This is a genomic window from Microbacterium sp. NPDC006705 (genome assembly GCF_044903545.1).
In the GTDB taxonomy this organism is placed as follows: Bacteria; Actinomycetota; Actinomycetes; order Actinomycetales; family Microbacteriaceae; genus Microbacterium; species Microbacterium plantarum.
In genome coordinates this window covers 2,034,046-2,052,073 of sequence record NZ_JBJDQQ010000001.1, presented here as the reverse complement: position 1 = coordinate 2,052,073, position 18,028 = coordinate 2,034,046, and the positions used below count along the sequence as shown (strand labels likewise).

Here is an 18,028-nt window from a genome sequence, read left to right as displayed (position 1 = left end):
GCCCGGTGACACCGTGGCCGACCAGCTCGAACCAGGAGACCCGATGACAACCCTGTCGCACACCCCCGCGACCAACCCCTCGGACGTGGCGCTCGTCACGGCCGAGGCCGTCGCCAAACGGTACGGAAACACGACGGCTCTGGCCGGGATCGACATCTCGGTCGCCGCGGGCGAGATCCTTGGCCTGGTCGGCCACAACGGCGCCGGCAAGAGCACCCTCATGCGGGTGCTCGCCGGTCGCGAGCAGCCCGACGCCGGCAGCATCCGCTGGCAGACCGGCGCCGCCACCGCGAAGCCCGGCACCGAGCAGCCCGGTGTCCGGATGATCTACCAGGAGCTCGCCCTCTGCCCCGATCTCACGGTCGCGGAGAACATCGCCCTCTCCGACGCCAGCACTCGCGGAGCGGGCTGGAACCGTCGCGCCGAGCGACGCGTGTCACGGAGACTCGACGAGGTCTTCCCCGGACACGGCGTCTCGGTACTGCGGCGGGCCGGCGACCTCACGATGGCGCAGCGGCAGATGGTCGAGATCGTGCGCGCCCTGTGCACGCCGTCGCTGTCGCTGCTCATCCTCGACGAGCCGACCGAATCGCTCAGCATCAACGCGACTCGCCAGCTCTACGCCGCCCTTCGCGACCTCGCCGCCGAGGGCGTCGGAATGGTCCTCATCTCCCACCGGATGCAGGAGGTGCTGGCCCACGCCGACCGGATCGCCGTCATGAAGGACGGGCGCGTGGTCGAGGTGGTCTCGGCGAGTCAGACCGACGAGGACGCGCTGCTCGCGGCCATGGGCGGCGAAGTCCACGCCGACACCGCGACGGTGCGCCGGGTCAGCGCCGCGGGCGCTCCGCCGGAGATCGACGCCCCCGGCACCGTCGCCCGGATCGACGGGGGCGACGTGCCGTTCTCGGTCTCGCCGGGTGAGATCGTGGGCCTCGCGGGCCTCGCCGGACACGGTCAGGACGAGCTGCTGCGCCGGCTCTGGTCGAACGCGCGCGGCGTCCGAGTCGTCCGGGGGCGCGCCTACGTTCCCGGCGACCGGCAGACCAGCGGGATCTTCTCGCTCTGGAATGTCGCCGACAACCTCACCGTCTCCGCCACGCGCCATCTCACGACGGCGGGAATCGTTCCGCCGTCGCGACGGCGACGGCTCGCCGAGGAATGGGTGCAACGGCTGAACGTCAAGGGCGGCGCTCGGGCCCCGATCACGTCGCTGTCGGGCGGGAACCAGCAGAAGGTGATCGTGGCGCGGGCGTTCGCGACCGATGCGCCCCTCGTGCTGCTCGACGACCCCTTCCGCGGCGTGGACGTCACCACGAAGAACGAGCTCTACGCCCTCATGCGCGTCGAGGCGGCACGCGGCCGCTCCATCGTCTGGTACTCCACCGAGAACGGCGAGATGGCCCACTGCGACCGCGTCTACGTCTTCCGCTCGGGACGCGTCGTGAGCGAACTCTCCGGCGACGACATCACCGACGAGCGCATCATCGCCGACTCCTTCGGAGTCGACGCCGAGACAGTCCAGGAGGACCGATGACCACCGACGTGCTCGCCCCGCCCACCGCGCCGCAGCGCCTGCGCGCCTCTGCTGTCAACGGGTCGCCCGCGCTCCTCGCCCTCGTCGCGCTCATCGCCATCTTCGCGCTGACCGCGGTGCTGCAGCCCGGCATCCTGAGCGTTCCCGGCCTCACCCTCATGCTGATGTCGTCGGTCCCGCTCGTGCTGGCCGCCCAGGCGCAGATGATCATGATGGCCGTCGGTGACATCGACCTGAGCGTCGGCTACCTCGTCGGGCTCATCACGGTGATCGCCGCGACGCTGCTGCGGGAGACCCCGGCCCTCGCGGTCGCCATGATCGCCGGCGTCCTCGCCGTCTACGCCCTGCTCGCCTGGGTGGTGCAGCGCCGCGGGGTGCCCTCGATCATCCTGACGCTGGGCATGTCGTTCGTGTGGCTGGGGATCGGCCTGCAGATCCGGCCGACCCCCGGCGGACAGACCCCCGACTGGCTCTCGGCGCTGTCGACCTGGCGGCCGACGTGGTTCCCGGCACCGCTCATCTTCATCGCCGCGGCGACGGCGCTGGGCTGGTGGATCACACGGCGCTCGCTCGCCGGCGCCCGCATGCGGGCGCTGGGCTCGCAGGCCGCGACCCTCGAGAAGACGGGCGCCTCGCTCGTGGCGACCCGCGCGACCGCGTACGTCGCCGCAGCCGCGCTGCTCGTCGTCTCGGGCCTGCTGCTCGCTTCGCAGACCTGGTCGGGCGACATCAACGCCGCCGGCGAGTACACCCTCATGACGATCGCCGCGGTGATCCTCGGCGGCGGCACGTTCTCGGGTGGCCGGGCGCTGCCGATCGGGACGACGCTCGGCGCGATCACCCTCGGCCTCATCACCGTCCTGCTCAGCCTCATCAACCTCCCGTCCGCCCTGCAATCGGCCGCACAAGGCGTCATCGTCATCGCCGTGCTCGCGGGCCGCATGATCACCGAGAGGATCGCGCGATGACCTCCGCCTCCATCCCGCTCCCCGCCGTCCGCCGCGGCCCCGCCTGGCCGGCCTGGGGCTGGTCGCTCCTCGGCGTACTCGCCGTGTGGGCCGTCATCATCGCCGTGCGGCCCGGATCACCCCTCGACCCGATGGCCCAGGCGCTCTCGCTCGCTCCGTTCCTCGTGCTGGTCGCCCTCGGGCAGATGCTCGTCATCACCCTCGGCCCCGGCAACATCGACGTCTCGGTCGGCACCGTCATCTCGATGGCCTCGTACGTCTCGGTCGGCGTGGGCGCGACGGCGGGGCCGGTGATCGGGCTCGCGGCCGGCGTCGGCTCCGGGCTCGCCGCCGGCGCGGTCAGCGTCGCCGCGATCCTCCTCCTGCGGGTGCCGCCAATCATCGCGACGCTGGCGACGAGCCTCATCGTCACCTCCGCGACGCTCCTGCTGGCGGATGCCGCGCGCGGTGGCGCCGACGCGGGCCTGCGAGCCTTCGTCACGGCCAAGGCGTTCGGCATCCCCGTCATCGCGCTCGTCGTCGCGGCCATGACCGTGATCGTGTGGCTCGCCCTCACGCGGACCCGTGTCGGCGTGGCCGTCATCGCCGTCGGTCAGAGCGCTCGCGCGGCCGAGCGGGCGGGCCTTCCGGTGGCGGGCGTGACCGTCACCGCCTACCTCGTGTCGGCGGGACTCGCGGGACTCGTCGGCGGCCTGCTCGCCGCCTTCATCTCTCCCAGCACCGTGCTCGGCAGCTCGTACATGCTCGACTCGATCGCCGTCGTCGTGATCGGCGGCACCCTCATCTCGGGCGGCCGCCCCGTACCGGCCGGCGCCTGGACCGGCGCCCTCTTCTTCGTGCTGCTGTCGGGACTGCTCAACCTCGTGGGGTGGTCGGTCGGCGCCCAGAACGTCCTCAAGGGTGTGCTCGTCGTCCTCGTCGTCGTGATCGCATCGGCCGCCACCGGAACCGGCCGCAGCTCTCTGCACCGGCTCCGGGCGAGCCTGCAGCGCCCCGCCCCCGCTCCCTCGGCCCGACGAGCCGACACCGACCCCACCCCGAAGAACAAGGAGAACATCCATGGCTGACCTCGACGACCTGCGTGAGGGAACCGACTACTCCGGCCCCGCGGCGGCCGGCACCGGCTACCCCATCAAGGGCCAAGCAGGCCAGGACTGGGGGATGCGCGCGCGGATGTCGCGCGTGTTCGACCCCCGCGACGGCAAGACCGTGATGCTCGCGTTCGATCACGGCTACTTCCAGGGGCCGACCTCGGGTCTCGAGCGGCTTGATCGCTCGATCCTCCCGCTGGTCCCCCAGGCCGATGCACTGATGTGCACGCGCGGCGCCCTGCGCACGACCATCCCGCCGCACTCCGCGAAGGGCATCGTCCTGCGCGCCTCGGGCGGACCGAGCGTGCTCAAGGAGCTCTCCAACGAGGAGGTCGCCGTCTCGATCGACGACGCCGTGCGACTGGATGCCGCCGCCCTCGCGGTGCAGGTCTTCATCGGCGGCGACAACGAGACGAAGTCCGTTCGCAACATGACCACCCTCGTCGACGCGGGCCAGGCCACCGGCATCCCGGTCCTGGCCGTCACCGCGGTCGGCCGCGACATGGTGCGCGACGCCCGCTACTTCCGGCTCGCCACCCGCATCAGCGCCGAGCTCGGCGCCGCATTCGTGAAGACCTACTACGTCGAGGAGGGCTTCGAGACGATCACGAGCGCATGCCCCGTCCCGATCGTCATCGCCGGTGGCAAGAAGGTCGAGGAGCGCGAAGCCCTGCGCGTGGCGTCACGCGCCATGGCGGAAGGCGCGGCGGGCGTCGACATGGGACGCAACGTCTTCCAGTCGGAGCACCCGGCCGCCATGCTCGCGGCCGTCCGCGGGGTCGTCCACGACGGCCTCAGCGCGGACGACGCCTTCGACCTCTTCCAGACCCTCTCCCACTGAACCCTCTCGGGGCGCCCCCGGGCGCCCCGAGACCAGAAGGATGCAGCATGCCCTCGCTTCGTACCCATGCCGAGCCGACCTCGGCCGACGTCGTCGTCATCGGCGCCGGGATCAACGGCCTCGCCATCGCCCGTGAGGCTGCCAGCCGCGGCCTCCACGTCGTCGTCATCGACCGGGACGACATCGCCGCGCGCACGTCGGCGATCTCGACTCGCCTGATCCACGGCGGTCTGAAGTACCTCGAGCGTGTGGAGATCCCGCTCGTGCTCGAGTCGATCCGTGAGCGCAACATCCTGCTGCGCGCGGCCCCGCATCTCGTGCGCCCCTACCCCATGCTCATCCCCTTCTCGAGGGGCGCCTCGCGGCCGGGATGGCTACTCTCCTGCGGCCTGCTGCTGCACGACATCCTCTCGTTCGGCAAGAAGCTGCCCCGCAACCGCATCGTCTTCTCGGGCCGCCTGTCTCGCGAGTGGCCGTCGGTGGCCGCGGGCGGCGTGAAGTGGGGCGGGCTCTTCCAGGACGCGCACGTTCCGGTGACCGAGCGCTTCGGCATCGAGCTCGCCATCGATGCGGCGAACCACGGCGCCACGGTGCTCACCCACACCCCTGTCACCGACCTGGTCCGCGAGAACGGACGCATCGCGGGCGTCCGCTACCTCGACCGCGAGGACGGGCGCGAGCGGGCGCTCCGCGCCCCGGTCGTCGTCAACTGCGCCGGCCCCTGGGTCGATGCGGTGCTCGACCTGCAGGGCGAGCACCCCCGCCGCATCGGGCCGACGAAGGGAAGCCACCTCGTCGTCGACGCGTTCCCCGGCGCACCCGACACGTGCATCTTCTTCGAGTCGCCCGACGACGGTCGGCCCATGTTCGTGCTGCCCTGGTGGGACGGCAAGTACATGATCGGCACCACCGACCTGCCCTACGACGGGTCGATCGACGAGATCGTCGTCGACGACGACGAGGTCGACTATCTGCTCCGGGCCGTCAACGGCCTCATCCCCGCAGCCGGGCTGCGCCGCGACGCCGTGCTCTGGTCGTTCTCGGGGGTGCGTCCCCTCCCCTACGTCGCCGATCTCAGCGACCCCGCCTCGGTCAGCCGCGACAGCGAGATCGTCGTGCACACGGGCGAGACCGCGGGGCTCCTCACCGTCATCGGCGGGAAGTACACGACCCACCGCGCCCTAGGCGAGCAGGCGCTGCGCCGGATCGAGACCGCGCTCGGGCTCGGTCACCGGCGCTCCGCGACCCGCACCGCCCGGTTCCCCGGCGCGCCGGCCGGCGATCACGGACGCTTCATCGCCGACACCGTCGCCCGCAGCGCCCTCCCCGAGCGCAGCGCCCGCCGTCTCGCCGACCTGTACGGCACCCTCAGCCGCCCGATCGAGATGCTCGCGGCATCCGATCCGTCGCTGGCGGAGGTCATCGACGACGACAGCGGCGCGATCGCGGCGGAAGTCGTGTACGCCGTCCGCGAGGAAGGCGCCCACACGCTCGAGGACGTCCTCATCCGCCGCACCGCGATCGCGCTGAACAGCGACGTCGGCCTCGGCTGCGCGCCCCGTGCGGCGGACGTGCTCGTCGCGCACGGCGACTGGAGCGCCGAGCGCGCGGAAGCCGAGCTGGCGCGATACCGTGAAGCCGCTCGGCGCTTCGCACCCCGAACCCTGCGCCCGGCATCAGCTCAGCCGACGGCCGCCTGAGCGAGAAACGAGGATCGATGAAGATCTGCGTCATCGGCATCGACGTGGGCCTCACGTCTGCCAAAGCAGCGGCGTTCGACGACGCCGGGCGGGAGATCCGCACGGTCTCGGCGCCGAACCCCCGCGTCGCGGTCTCGCGCGAGCGGCAGGAGATCGCGATGGACACGCTGTGGGACGTCGTGGCCGACGTCCTGGGCGACCTGACCGCGTGGCTCGCGGCCGACGGATGGACCGTCTCGGCCGTCGGCGCGACGGGTCACGGCAACGGCCTGTACCTCGTCGACGAGCAGCTGCGGCCGGTGGGGCCCGCCATCGCCTCGACCGACAGCCGGGCCGAGCACGTCGTCGCCGCGCTCGACCCCGCGGCGGTCGAGCGCATGCGGCTGCTCACCGGATCGCTCCCGTGGGCAGCGCAGCCGGGCGTGCTGCTGCGGTGGCTGCTCGACAACGAACCGGAATCGCTCGGCCGGGCCCGCTGGGCGCTGACCTGCAAAGACTGGATCACCGCGTGCCTGACCAGCGTCGCGAGCGCCGACACGTCGGACTCGTCGGGGTGCGGCCTGGTCAACCTTCGCGAGCGGGAGTACGAGCCCGAGGTCTTCGACATGCTCGGTCTGCCGCGCGACCTCCAGCGCATCCTGCCGCCGCTGCACGCGAGCGACGAGGTCGTCGGGACGATCAGCGCCGACGCCGCCGCACGCTCCGGCCTGGCCGAAGGCACGCCCGTCGTCGCCGGGTGCATGGACTGCGTCGCGAGCCCGCTCGGGGCAGGCTCCACCGACCTCGGCGATGTCACGGTGATCGTGGGCACGTGGGCGATCAACGCGGTGGTGGTGCCGACGGATGCCGTCCCCCCGCGCGTCACGATCAACGCGCTGCTCCCCGATCCCCGCCTCATGCTGGCCATGGAGGTCGCACCGACGTCCGCGGCGAGCATCGAGTGGGCGTCGGGACTGCTCGGCGCGCGCGCCACTCTTCCGCTGACACCGCGCGATCTGCTCGAGGCCGCGCACGGCGCACCGCCGCTGGCGGACGGGCTGCTCTTCCTGCCGTTCATCCACGGCGCACCCGAGCACCTTGGCGCCTCCGGAACGTTCGTCGGGATCAAGGGCAGCCACGGCTACCCGCACGTCGCCCGCGCGGTCGCCGAAGGCATCACGCAGTACCACCGCGTGCAGCTCGAGAAGGTCGTCGCGACGGGCGCTGTCGTCACCGACGCGCCGTGGACCCTCGCCGGCGGAGGGGCGAAGAACCCGCAGTGGGCCCAGATGTTCGCCGACGTCATCGGGCACGCGATGCGCCGGCAGCTCGGCACCGAGCTGGGCGCCCGCGGCGTGGCCTCGCTCGCGGCACGGGGCGTCGGGATCGACATGACCCCGTGGGGCGTCGAGCCCGACCCCGCGCTGGTCGTTCAGCCGGGCATCTGCCGCACGGCGTACCAGCAGCAGGCCGCCCGCTTCGACCGCGTCGTCTCGTCGATGACGAGCGTCTGGGAGGCCTACGCATGACCCCGTCAGCGGAGGCGTCGGCTGCGCTCGACGACATCGTGCGCGTCAGCCGGGCGCTCGGCGGCGATCCCTCCTTCGTCCTCCACGGCGGCGGGAACACGTCGATCACCGCGCGGGGCGAGGACGTCACGGGCGAGCCCGTCGACCTCGTCCTCGTCAAGGGCAGCGGGTGGGACCTCGCCACGATCGAGCCCGCGGGATTCGCGCCACTGCGTCGCGACCGGCTCGAGCGCCTGCTGCGCCTGCCGCACCTCGACGACCCGACGATGGTGAACGAGCTGCGCCAGGCCTCCCTCGACGCATCGGCTCCGACGGCCTCGATCGAGGCGTTGCTGCACGCGCACCTCCCCGGTCGCGTCGCGCTCCACTCTCACGCCGACGCGATCGTCGCCGTGACCGATCGCGACGTGCCCGACGACGAGATCGCCGCGGCGCTCGGCCCGCGGGTCGCCGTGCTGCCCTACGTCATGCCCGGGTTCCCGCTGGCGCGCCTCGTGGCCGACACCGACCTGGGCGACGCGGATGCGCTCGTCCTGCGCAACCACGGCCTGTTCACCTTCGGCGACGACGCCGACGCCGTGCTCGCCCGCCACCGTGAGCTCGTCGCCCGGGCAGTCGAGCTCTCGGGGATCGTCGCCCCCGGCCGGGCGGATGCCGAACAACCGGATGCCGGCGAGGGCGGCATCCCGCTTCGGGGCGCCCTCACGACCATCGCGGGCCTGCGCGCCGATATCGCGCGGGCCGCCGGCCGGCCCATGCTGCTGCGGCAGAGCCGATCGCAGCGCGCCGCAGCGTTCGCTGCGCGCCCCGACCTCGAGGCAGTGACGACTCGTGGAACCGCGACCCCCGAGCACGTCATCTACACCAAGCGTCATCCGCTCGTCGGGCGCGATGTCGCCGCCTACGCGAGCGCCTACCGGGCCTACGTCGAGCGTAACCGTCACCGCCAGGACGGGCCGGTGACTCCCCTCGACCCCGCTCCCCGCGTCGTGCTCGACCCGGAGCTCGGGATGCTGACGGCGGGCGACACCGTGCGGGATGTCGGGATCGCGGCCGATATCGCGGAGCACACGATGGCCGTCATCGAAGCGGCCGACGCGATGGGCGGCTACCGGTCACTGGACGAGGCGCAGACGTTCGACATCGAGTACTGGTCGCTCGAGCAGGCCAAGCTCGCGGGCCGCCGGCGTGCGCCGCTCGCGGGCGAGGTCGCCATCGTCACGGGCGCCGCCTCGGGCATCGGCCGGGCCACCGCCGAACGACTGCTCGCCGACGGCGCCGCCGTCGTCGGGGTCGACCTCGACCCGGGCGTGCGGCGCACCTTCGCCGGTGACGCCTGGCGCGGTGTCGTCGGCGACGTCGCCGACCCGGCGGTCATCGAGCGCATCCTCGACGAGGCGGTCCGCACCTACGGCGGTGTCGACATGCTCGTCGTCGCCGCGGGGATCTTCCCGCGCAGTGAGGCCATCGCCGACGTCGACGACGCGACGTGGGAGCGCGCCCTGCGCGTGAACGCCACCGCGCCGCTGCGCCTGATGCGGGCGGCCCATCCCCACCTCGCGGTTTCGCCGGGGGGCGGCCGAGTCGTCCTCGTGTCGACGAAGAACGTCGCGGCGCCCGGGCCGGGCGTCGCCTCGTATTCGGCGAGCAAGACGGCGGCGGCACAGCTCGCCCGGGTCGCCGCCCTCGAGTGGGCCGCCGACGGCATCCGCGTGAACCAGGTCGAGCCGGATGCGGTCTTCGACACGGCGATCTGGACGCCCGAGCTGCTCGCGGAACGCGCCGCCAGCTACGGGCTGACCGTCGAGGAGTACCGCACGCGGAACCTCCTGCGCGTCGAGGTCACGAGCGCCATGGTGGCCGAGGCCGTCGCCGTCTTCTGCGAGCGGCTGCCGGCGACGACCGGCGCGCACCTGAGCGTCGACGGAGGCAACGACCGGGTGATCTGACGGCCGGAGGAGGCGCGCGTGATTTCGGGCGACCGAAGGATTCGCTCGCCCGAAATGCTGTCAATCAGGGCTTTTCGTCATTTTCGACGGCCTGCGGCTGGCAAGCTCGAGAGCGGCCGATCTCCGTTCGACGGTGCCCGGGACGATCGCCCGCCATCCCGTCATCCCCGCTTCGAGGAGGAGCCATGTCGCCGTGGGCGCTCTTCATCCTGGCCGTCGGCGTCTCGGCCGACGCCTTCGCCGTGGCTCTCGGGAAAGGCCTGCAGCTGCGGGCTCACGTCGTGCGCGGCGCACTCCTCATCGCCGGCGCCTTCGGTCTCGCACAGGCGGTGATGCCGCTGATCGGCTGGCTGCTCGGCAGCACCTTCGCGGAGGCCATCGCCCCGTTCGACCACTGGATCGCCTTCGTCCTGCTCGCCGCCATCGGCGCGAAGATGCTGTGGGAGGCGTTCCGTCCCGACGATGACGACGCGGACGCGGCATCCGGCCTGTCGGCGCGCGAGATCATCCTGCTCGCTCTCGCGACGAGCATCGACGCCCTCGCCGTCGGGCTGTCCTTCGCCTTCCTCGACGTGCCGCTGTGGATCGCGGTCGTCTCGATCGGCCTCGTCACGTTCGCCCTGTCGTTCGTCGCCGTGCTGATCGGCCACCGCATCGGCACGCGGTGGCGCGAGCCCGCCGAGATCATCGGCGGCATCGTCCTCATCGGCATCGGCACCCAGATCCTCATCGAGCACCTGGTCGCCGGCTAGTCTCGCGGCTCGCGCTCGCGGGCCTCGGAGAATCGCGCGTACCTCGGATCCGTACGCGCGAGCAATCCGAGCTTCGCGACATTCTCCGAAGGAGGGATGCCGCGGCTCAGCCGGCGAGCTTCGTCTTCGCGTACGCGACGACCGCGTTCGCGTGTCCGTGGCCGAGTCCGTGCTCGGTCTTGAGCGACTTGACGACCTGCATGTGCGGCGTCCCCGCCGAGAGCTCGTCGGCCGCGATGTCGAGCCAGTGCTGAATCGGCAGTCCGTAGGTCTTCTCGATGCTCGGGAAGTACGACGCCGGCCCCTTCTCACTCATGCGCCGAGGCTACTCCCCCGCCCACCGCCGAGAACATACCGTTCTCGAGCGCATCCAGCTCAGTCGAGCAGCAGCGCGGGCTCCTCCAAGACGGATGCCACGTCGGCGATGAACCGGCTCATGCCGTCGCCGTCCACGACGCGATGGTCGAACGAGCCCGACACGGTCGTCACGTAGCGGGGACGCACCTCGCCGTCAACGACCCACGGCTTCTGCCGGATCGTGCCCATCGCGACGATGCCCGACTCGCCGGGGTTGATGATCGGGGTACCGGCATCCATGCCGAACACGCCGATGTTCGTGATCGTGATCGTGCCGCCCTGCTGCTCGGCGGGCGCGGTCTTGCCCTCACGGGCAGTGAGGGTCAGCTTCTCGAGAGCGCGGGCCAGGCCGCGCATGTTGAGGTCCTGCGCGTCCTTGATGTTCGGCACGAGAAGGCCGCGCGGGGTCGCGGCGGCGATGCCGAGGTTGACGTAGTGGCGTACCCGGATCTCGGCGCCGTTCTCGGTCTCGACCCACGCGGCGTTCACCATCGGCGTCCGGCGCACCGCCCACACGACCGCGCGCGCCATGATCAGCAGCGGCGAGACCTTGATGTCGGCGAAGTCGGGCGACGCCTTCATCCGCTTGACGACCTCCATCGTGCGGGTCGCGTCGACGTCGGTCCACACCGACACGTGCGGTGCGGTGTGCGCGGAGTCGACCATGTGCTTGGCCGTGACCTTCCGGACACCCTTGACGGGGATCGTCTCCTCGCGGTCGTCGGCCGGCTCGGCCGAGATGACGGCCGGCGGGACGGGGATCGTCTGCTCGCGCACCTCGGGTCGGGCGGGCGTCTGGAGGTTCCGGAAGACGGATGCCTGCGACGCGTGGTTCACGACGTCCTCGCGCGTCACCTCGCCCGCGGCACCCGACGGCGTGACCGAGGCGAGATCGACACCGAGGTCGCGTGCCAGCTTGCGGATCGGGGGCTTCGCCACGACGCCCACGGCCGCGCGCACGGGGGGCTCGGCGGGCTTGCGGCGGCGCGACTGCACCTGTCCGGCTCCGCCGTATCCGACGAGCACCGACCCGTTCTCCTCCGAGGCGTCGCCGGCTGCCGCAGGCTTCTCGGCAGGGACGGCCGGGCTGCTCGCGGCATCCGCTCCTCCAGACCCACCCCCCGGGGCGATCGTGATGATCGCGGCCCCGACCTCGACGGTCGTCCCCTCGTCGACGAGCAGCTCGCCGACGGTTCCCGAGAACGGCGACGGCAGCTCGACGAGCGACTTCGCGGTCTCGATCTCGACGAGGACGTCGTTGACCGCGACCTCGTCGCCCGGGGCCACGCGCCACTGCACGATCTCGGCCTCGGTGAGGCCTTCGCCGACGTCCGGCAGGTGGAAGGTCTGGGTGCTCATGAGGGAATCCTCTCGCAGGCGCGTCGGATGGTCAGTAGGCGAGGGCGCGGTCGACGGCCTCGAGGATGCGGTCGGCATCGGGCAGGTAGGCGCCCTCGAGTTTCGCCGCCGGGAACGGGACGTCGAAGCCCGACACCCGCAGCACGGGAGCCTCGAGCGAGAAGAACGCCTGCTCCGTGACGGTCGCGGCGATCTCGGACCCCAGCGAGGTGAAGCCGGGGGCCTCCTGCCCGTAGACCATCCGCCCCGTGCGGCGCACCGACTCGACGATCGGGCCGTAGTCGACCGGCGACAGCGACCGCAGGTCGACGACCTCGCACGACACGCCCTCGCCCTCGGCGAGCGCGGCGGCCTGCAGCAGCACGTTCACCATCGCGCCGTGCCCGACGAGCGTGACGTCGGTGCCCCGCCGGACCACGCGCGAGGCGTGCAGCGGCACTGCGCGTGCGGTGAGGTCGACCTCGCCCTTGGACCAGTAGCGCGACTTGGGCTCGAGGAACACGATCGGGTCGTTCGAGGCGATGGCGTCCTGGATCATCCAGTAGGCATCGTTCGGCGTCGACGGCGACACGACCCGCAGGCCCGCGGTGTGCGTGAAGTACGCCTCCGGGCTCTCCTGATGGTGCTCGACGGCGCCGATGTGACCGCCGTAGGGAATGCGGATGACGACGGGGAACGACATCCGTCCGTCGTGCCGGTTGGTGAGCTTCGCGAGCTGCGTCGTGATCTGGTCGAACGCGGGGAAGACGAACCCGTCGAACTGGATCTCGCACACCGGGCGGAAGCCGGCCATCGCGAGGCCGATCGCGGTGCCGACGATGCCCGACTCGGCGAGGGGCGTGTCGAGCACGCGGCGGTCGCCGAACTCGGCCTGCAGCCCCTCCGTGACGCGGAACACGCCGCCGAGGCGGCCGATGTCCTCGCCCATCATGAGGACGTGGTCGTCCTGCTGCATCGCGGCGCGCATGCCCGCGTTGAGCGCCTTGCTGAACGGCAGCGTCTCGATGCTCATGCGCGTCCCTCCTCGAAGGATGCCTCGTAGTCGGCGAGCCACTTCCGCTGCCGGTCGACGAGCGGATGCTGCTCGCTGTAGACGTGCGCGAACATGCTGTCGGCCTCGGGAGCGGTGAGCTGGTTCGTGCGGACCCGGACGTCGTCGGCGTAGGCCGCGGCCGCGGCATCCACGTCGTCGAAGAAGGATGCCGACGCGCCGCGGCCCTCGAGATAGCCGCGCATGCGGGCGATGGGGTCGCGCTGCGCCCAGAAGGCCTCTTCGTCGCTCGTGCGGTACTTCGTCGGGTCGTCGCTCGTCGTGTGCGCGCCCATGCGATAGGTCAGCGCTTCGATCGCGCGCGGCCCCTCGCCGGAGCGGGCCTCGTCGAGGGCGAGCTTGGTGACGGCGTAGCTGGCGAGCACGTCGTTGCCATCGACGCGGATCGACGGCATCCCGTATCCGGCGCCGCGCCGCACCAGCGGGACCTTGGACTGCGTCGAGACGGGCACCGAGATCGCCCAGTGATTGTTCTGCAGGAAGAAGACCTGCGGGGTGTTGTAGCTCGTGGCGAAGACCATCGCCTCGTGCACGTCGCCCTGGCTCGACGCGCCGTCGCCGTAGTAGACGATGACCGCTTCGTCGCGCTCGGGGTCGCCCGTGCCGGTGCGTCCGTCGAAGACCATGCCCATGCCGTAGCCGGATGCGTGCAGCGTCTGCGAGCCGAGCACCAGCGTGTAGATGTGGGTGTTGCCGTTCTTGGGTTCTGTCGGGTCCCACCCGCCGTGCGTGAGGCCGCGCATGAGCCGGATGATGTCGATCGGATCGACGCCGCGGATCGTGCACACGACGTGCTCGCGGTACGACGGGAAGAGGTGGTCCTGGGGTCGGGCCGCGCGCGCGGAGCCGACCTGAGCGGCCTCCTGCCCGAAGGACGGCGGCCAGAGGGCGAGCTGCCCCTGGCGCTGCAGGTTCGTCGCCTGGCGGTCGAAGGCCCGCACCGTCACCATGTCGCGGTAGAACGTCTCGAGCTCGGCCTCGGAGAGCGCCTCGACCACCGGCAGGTAGCGTTCGGCTTCGGGCGACGGGTCGAGTGAGCCGTCGGCCGCGAGGACGCGGACGAGAGCGGGATCGAGTTCTGCGTCGGTCACCCTCCCACGCTAACGCCCCCGGTATGGCCCCATCTGCATGCGGTCGACAACGGATGCCGCGATTCGCGGTGGGCGCGGCACAAGCCGGGCGGCCCATCAGGGACGTCGCGGCGCTGCCGGTCGGCTTCGAAACCGTTTCATCCCGCTTCGATCCCGCTTCGAGCTCGCTTCAGGCCCGCTTCAGCAGAGACGCGTCACACTGGGAGCGATGCGCGTGCTGGTGGTCGATGACGAAGTCCGCCTCGCCGACGGGATCCGTCGGGGTCTCGAGGCCGAGGGCTTCGCCGTCGACGTCGCCCATAACGGGGTCGATGGACTCTGGCGCGCGCGAGAGACGCGGTACGACGCGGTCGTCCTCGACCTGATGATGCCGGGGATGAGCGGTTGGAAGGTGTGCGAGACGCTGCGGGCCGAGGAGAACTGGACGCCCGTGCTCATGCTCACCGCGAAGGACGGCGAGTGGGATCAGGTCGAGGCGCTCGAGGCCGGCGCCGACGACTACGTCACGAAGCCGTTCTCGTATCCCGTGCTGGTCGCCCGGCTGCGTGCCCTCATCCGTCGGGGCGGGGTAGCGCGGCCTGTGGCACTCGAGGCGGGCGACCTGCGCCTCGACCCCGCGTCGCGCCGCGTCTGGAGGGGAGAGACGGAGGTCGAGTTGACTTCTCGCGAGTTCGCCGTGCTGCATCACCTCATCCGGCACCGCGGTCAGGTGATCTCCAAGCGGGACCTGATCGCGGGTGTGTGGGATGACGACTTCGCGGGCGACCCCAACATCGTCGAGGTCTACGTCGCACACCTGCGGCGCAAACTCGACCGACCGTTCGGGCGCGAGGCGATCGAGACCGTCCGCGGCGCCGGCTACCGACTCGCGGCGGACGGGGGCTGACGGTGTCCGACGCAGGGCGGCGCCGGCCTCGCGGACTGCGGGGACGCATCACACTGCTCGCGACGGCGACGGTCGCGCTCGTGATGGTGCTCGGCTCGATCGCCTTCCACGCCGTGCTGAACGCCAGCATCCACGCCGCCGCGGATCGTGCGGCGGAGGTGCGCGTCGAGGAGATTGTCGCACGTGTCGAGGCCGAGGGACCCGCAGCCGTCCGCTCCCTCGACGACGAGATCGTGCAGCTGCAGGATGCTGAGGGCGTCGTCGTCGTAGCCTCGAGCGACGCCGACGACGGGCCGCTCCCCGCCGCAGACCGCGAAGGGGAGGAAGCGAGGTACGACGGCGACCGGGTGCTGATCGCGACCGAGGAGCTCGACGACGGACGCCGGCTCGTGTTGGCGGTTCCCGCGGATGACGCGGCCGAGACCCTCGCGACGGTCGCCGCGCTGCTAGCGGCGTCGACCGTCCTCGTCATCGCCCTGGTCGCCGGCGTCACGTGGTGGGTCGTCGGTCGGGCGCTCCGTCCCGTCGCGCGCATCCGCGCCGAGGTCGACGAGATCACCGCCGACCGGCTCGACCGGCGCATCGCCGAGCCGGCATCGGGCGACGAGATCGCGGCCCTGGCGGGCACGATGAACCGGATGCTGGCGCGCCTCGACGACGCGGCTGCCGCGCAGCGTCGCTTCGTCTCCGACGCCTCGCACGAGCTCAGGTCACCACTCGCGACGATGCGCCAGCATGCCGAACTCGCGCGAGCGCACCCCGCGGCCACGTCACTCGACGATCTCGCGGAAGTCGTCTCGGCCGAAGGCCTCCGCATGCAGGATCTCGTCGACGGCCTGCTGCTGCTCGCGAGGTTGGACGAGCACGCACCGACCCGTCGCGAGGGCATCGACCTCGACGACCTCGCCCTGTCGGAGGCTGCGCGCCTCCGCGCGGCATCCGCCAGGGACCGGGCGGACGCGATCTCGGTCGACACGTCGGGGATCGGCGCAGCGCGCGCGATGGGCGACCCCCGCCTGCTGGCGCGCCTGGTGCGCAATCTCGCCGACAACGCCGTGCGACACGCACGCTCGCGGATCGCGCTGACCACGGTCGTCGATGTCGACGCCGGTCACGCCGTGCTGCACGTCGACGACGACGGCGCCGGTATCGCGCCGGAGGAACGCGAGCGGGTGTTCGAACGCTTCGTCCGTCTGGACGAGGCCCGCGCGCGGGATGCCGGCGGCAGCGGCCTCGGGCTCGCGATCGTCCGCGGCATCGCGGAGGCCTCGGGCGGTTCCGTAACGGTCTCCGCATCACCGCTCGGAGGCGCGCGGTTCACTGTGATCCTGCGCGCGGGCGACTGAGCGCGGAGCGAGGAGCGCGGAGCGCGGAGCGCGGAGCACGAGGTTCCCTGAACGCGGCTTCAGGTCGCTTCAGCCGTGCTTCAGCGGTCGGCCGACACCATCGAGGCATGAACGACAACGAGCGCACCCCCCAGGACCAGCCGATCCCCGCCGACGCACCGACCCTCCCCCTCTCGCCGTCCGACGCCGCGCCCGCTGACGCGCCCTCCGCTGCGCCTGCCGCTGGGCCTGCCGCGGTGCCTGCCGAGCCGCGTCGGCGCGGTCGCCGCACAGCGCTGCTCGCCGGCGGAGCCGTCGTCGCGGCAGCGCTGCTCGTCGGAGGCGGTGCGGCCGTGGGGGCGGCGATCGCCGACGACGATGACGACGAGGACCGAGCGGCCAGCCTGTCATCGTCGGACGGCCTCGCCGGCGCTCGCGCGGACGGTGACCGCGACGACGCGCCGACGGGCGGCGAGGCCGGGTCCATCTCGACCGAGGCCTACGGTGCGGCATCCGCGGACGAGCTCACCGCCATCGCCGACGCGGCGCGCGCGGCCGCCGACGGCGACGTCGTGTCACTCGATGCGGACCGCGACGGCACGTGGGACGTGCAGCTCGTCGCAGCAGACGGCTCCGAAACGGACGTCCGCGTCGACGTCGACGGCATCGTGACGGTCACGGCGACCGAGTCAGCCGAGGCCGACGACACCGCGGCGGAGAACGTCCTCGACGTCGCGACGCTGCGCACCGTGATCGAAGCGGCACTGAGCGAGGCCGACGGCCGCATCATCGACGTCGACGCGGACGACGACCCCCGCTCACCCTTCGACGTCTCGGTGCTCACCGCCGACCGCGGCGTCGTCGACGTCACCGTCGGCACCGACGGCTCGGTCCTCCGCACCGAGCTCGACGACTGACCCCGGACGCCGTCTCCGCTCGGTCCGACTGCCGTGCCGGGATGCAAGGGATCGTGAACGACACCTCGAGGCGGCGGCATCCGCACCGGGGTGTCACGCCAGATTCAGAGCATCCGGGCACGGGTGGGAGGATCGGCGGATGACGTCGTCGTTCGAGATCGTGACCCGCGCCGCGGTGCCCGCGGAGGCGCTGTTCGACGCATCGCGTGACATCGGGGCCCACGTCGCCTCGATGCGCGGCACCGGCGAGCGCGCGGTCGATGGGGTGACGAGCGGCCTGATCGGCCTGGGCGAGACGGTGACGTGGCGCGCGTGGCACTTCGGCATCCCGTTCCGGATGACGTCGCGGGTCACCGCGCTCGACCGTCCGCACCGCTTCGTCGACGAGCAGATCGCCGGCCCGTTCCGCCTCTTCCGGCACGAGCACCTCTACGTCGAGCGCGACGGGATGACGGTCATGACCGACCGGGTCACCCTCGCGTCGCCCGTCCTCGGCCGACTCGCCGAACGCCTCGTGCTGGTGCCCTATCTGCGCCGGCTCCTCACCCGGCGGGCCGAGCATCTCGCGACGACGCTGTCCGGCTGACCCGGGGCTCTGCGCACCCGCGTCGCGCGCGTGCCCCGTCGCAAGGGATCCTGACCGACACCCCGCCGCCACGGCATCCGGATCCGGGTGTCGCCGGCGGGGTCTTGCAT

The 18,028-nt window shown here is 71.9% G+C and carries 16 protein-coding genes; 12 read left to right on the top strand and 4 right to left on the bottom strand.

The features are described 5' to 3' along the window. Positions 1 to 43 precede the first annotated feature (43 nt). The 8 genes from ACI2K6_RS09800 (at position 44) to ACI2K6_RS09765 (ending at position 10,346) form a co-directional block, all read left to right on the top strand. Positions 44 to 1,537 carry a sugar ABC transporter ATP-binding protein gene (locus ACI2K6_RS09800; protein ID WP_323986847.1) on the top strand — a complete coding sequence of 498 codons (1,494 nt, stop codon included), beginning with the start codon at positions 44 to 46 and terminating at the stop codon, positions 1,535 to 1,537. Further along, positions 1,534 to 2,505 (top strand): ABC transporter permease, encoded by a 972-nt coding sequence (locus ACI2K6_RS09795; protein WP_282501693.1) that lies wholly within the window; start codon positions 1,534 to 1,536, stop codon positions 2,503 to 2,505. The genes ACI2K6_RS09800 and ACI2K6_RS09795 overlap by 4 nt, the downstream gene beginning before the upstream one ends. Continuing rightward, positions 2,502 to 3,572: an ABC transporter permease gene (locus ACI2K6_RS09790; protein ID WP_282501694.1), complete on the top strand. Its 1,071-nt coding sequence runs from the start codon at positions 2,502 to 2,504 to the stop codon at positions 3,570 to 3,572. Before ACI2K6_RS09795 ends, ACI2K6_RS09790 begins: the two co-directional genes overlap by 4 nt. Beyond that, on the top strand, positions 3,565 to 4,437 hold the full coding sequence (lsrF, locus tag ACI2K6_RS09785; RefSeq protein ID WP_282501695.1) for a 3-hydroxy-5-phosphonooxypentane-2,4-dione thiolase: 873 nt from the start codon (positions 3,565 to 3,567) through the stop codon (positions 4,435 to 4,437). The genes ACI2K6_RS09790 and lsrF overlap by 8 nt, the downstream gene beginning before the upstream one ends. Positions 4,438 to 4,484: 47 nt before the next feature. After that, positions 4,485 to 6,137: a glycerol-3-phosphate dehydrogenase/oxidase gene (locus ACI2K6_RS09780; protein WP_282501696.1), complete on the top strand. Its 1,653-nt coding sequence runs from the start codon at positions 4,485 to 4,487 to the stop codon at positions 6,135 to 6,137. A 17-nt stretch (positions 6,138 to 6,154) separates the two neighbouring features. Further along, the gene (locus ACI2K6_RS09775; protein ID WP_404568494.1) at positions 6,155 to 7,645 is read left to right on the top strand and encodes an FGGY-family carbohydrate kinase; all 1,491 of its coding nucleotides are present in this window, start codon (positions 6,155 to 6,157) and stop codon (positions 7,643 to 7,645) included. Continuing rightward, on the top strand, positions 7,642 to 9,594 hold the full coding sequence (locus ACI2K6_RS09770; protein ID WP_404568493.1) for an SDR family NAD(P)-dependent oxidoreductase: 1,953 nt from the start codon (positions 7,642 to 7,644) through the stop codon (positions 9,592 to 9,594). Before ACI2K6_RS09775 ends, ACI2K6_RS09770 begins: the two co-directional genes overlap by 4 nt. Before the next feature lie 185 nt (positions 9,595 to 9,779). Then, positions 9,780 to 10,346 carry a manganese efflux pump MntP family protein gene (locus ACI2K6_RS09765; protein ID WP_404568492.1) on the top strand — a complete coding sequence of 189 codons (567 nt, stop codon included), beginning with the start codon at positions 9,780 to 9,782 and terminating at the stop codon, positions 10,344 to 10,346. A gap of 106 nt (positions 10,347 to 10,452) precedes the next feature. Here ACI2K6_RS09765 and ACI2K6_RS09760 read toward each other — a convergent pair whose 3' ends face one another. From ACI2K6_RS09760 to ACI2K6_RS09745, 4 genes are read right to left on the bottom strand one after another with little or no spacing between them, the layout of a single operon-like run. Then, complete coding sequence (locus tag ACI2K6_RS09760) at positions 10,453 to 10,662, bottom strand: DUF4287 domain-containing protein (protein WP_274179502.1); 210 nt, start codon at positions 10,660 to 10,662, stop codon at positions 10,453 to 10,455. A gap of 59 nt (positions 10,663 to 10,721) precedes the next feature. Next, the gene (locus ACI2K6_RS09755; RefSeq protein WP_282501700.1) at positions 10,722 to 12,062 is read right to left on the bottom strand and encodes a dihydrolipoamide acetyltransferase family protein; all 1,341 of its coding nucleotides are present in this window, start codon (positions 12,060 to 12,062) and stop codon (positions 10,722 to 10,724) included. A gap of 31 nt (positions 12,063 to 12,093) precedes the next feature. Continuing rightward, entirely contained in the window at positions 12,094 to 13,074 is a 981-nt protein-coding gene (locus ACI2K6_RS09750) for an alpha-ketoacid dehydrogenase subunit beta (protein ID WP_404568491.1), read from the bottom strand. Beyond that, entirely contained in the window at positions 13,071 to 14,204 is a 1,134-nt protein-coding gene (locus tag ACI2K6_RS09745) for a thiamine pyrophosphate-dependent dehydrogenase E1 component subunit alpha (protein ID WP_404568490.1), read from the bottom strand. Before ACI2K6_RS09745 ends, ACI2K6_RS09750 begins: the two co-directional genes overlap by 4 nt. A 208-nt stretch (positions 14,205 to 14,412) precedes the next feature. On the opposite strand from ACI2K6_RS09745, the gene ACI2K6_RS09740 reads away from it, so the two are divergent. From ACI2K6_RS09740 to ACI2K6_RS09725, 4 genes are all read left to right on the top strand, one after another. Further along, a complete protein-coding gene (locus ACI2K6_RS09740; RefSeq protein WP_274179506.1) occupies positions 14,413 to 15,090 on the top strand; it encodes a response regulator transcription factor in 678 nt (225 codons plus the stop codon). A gap of 2 nt (positions 15,091 to 15,092) precedes the next feature. Beyond that, on the top strand, positions 15,093 to 16,436 hold the full coding sequence (locus tag ACI2K6_RS09735; protein ID WP_404568489.1) for a sensor histidine kinase: 1,344 nt from the start codon (positions 15,093 to 15,095) through the stop codon (positions 16,434 to 16,436). Positions 16,437 to 16,543: 107 nt separating this feature from the next. Continuing rightward, the gene (locus ACI2K6_RS09730) at positions 16,544 to 17,332 is read left to right on the top strand and encodes a hypothetical protein (protein WP_282501704.1); all 789 of its coding nucleotides are present in this window, start codon (positions 16,544 to 16,546) and stop codon (positions 17,330 to 17,332) included. A 139-nt stretch (positions 17,333 to 17,471) separates the two neighbouring features. Then, positions 17,472 to 17,918, top strand: a complete 447-nt coding sequence (locus ACI2K6_RS09725) for an SRPBCC family protein (protein ID WP_274179510.1) — start codon at positions 17,472 to 17,474, stop codon at positions 17,916 to 17,918. Positions 17,919 to 18,028: the final 110 nt, after the last annotated feature.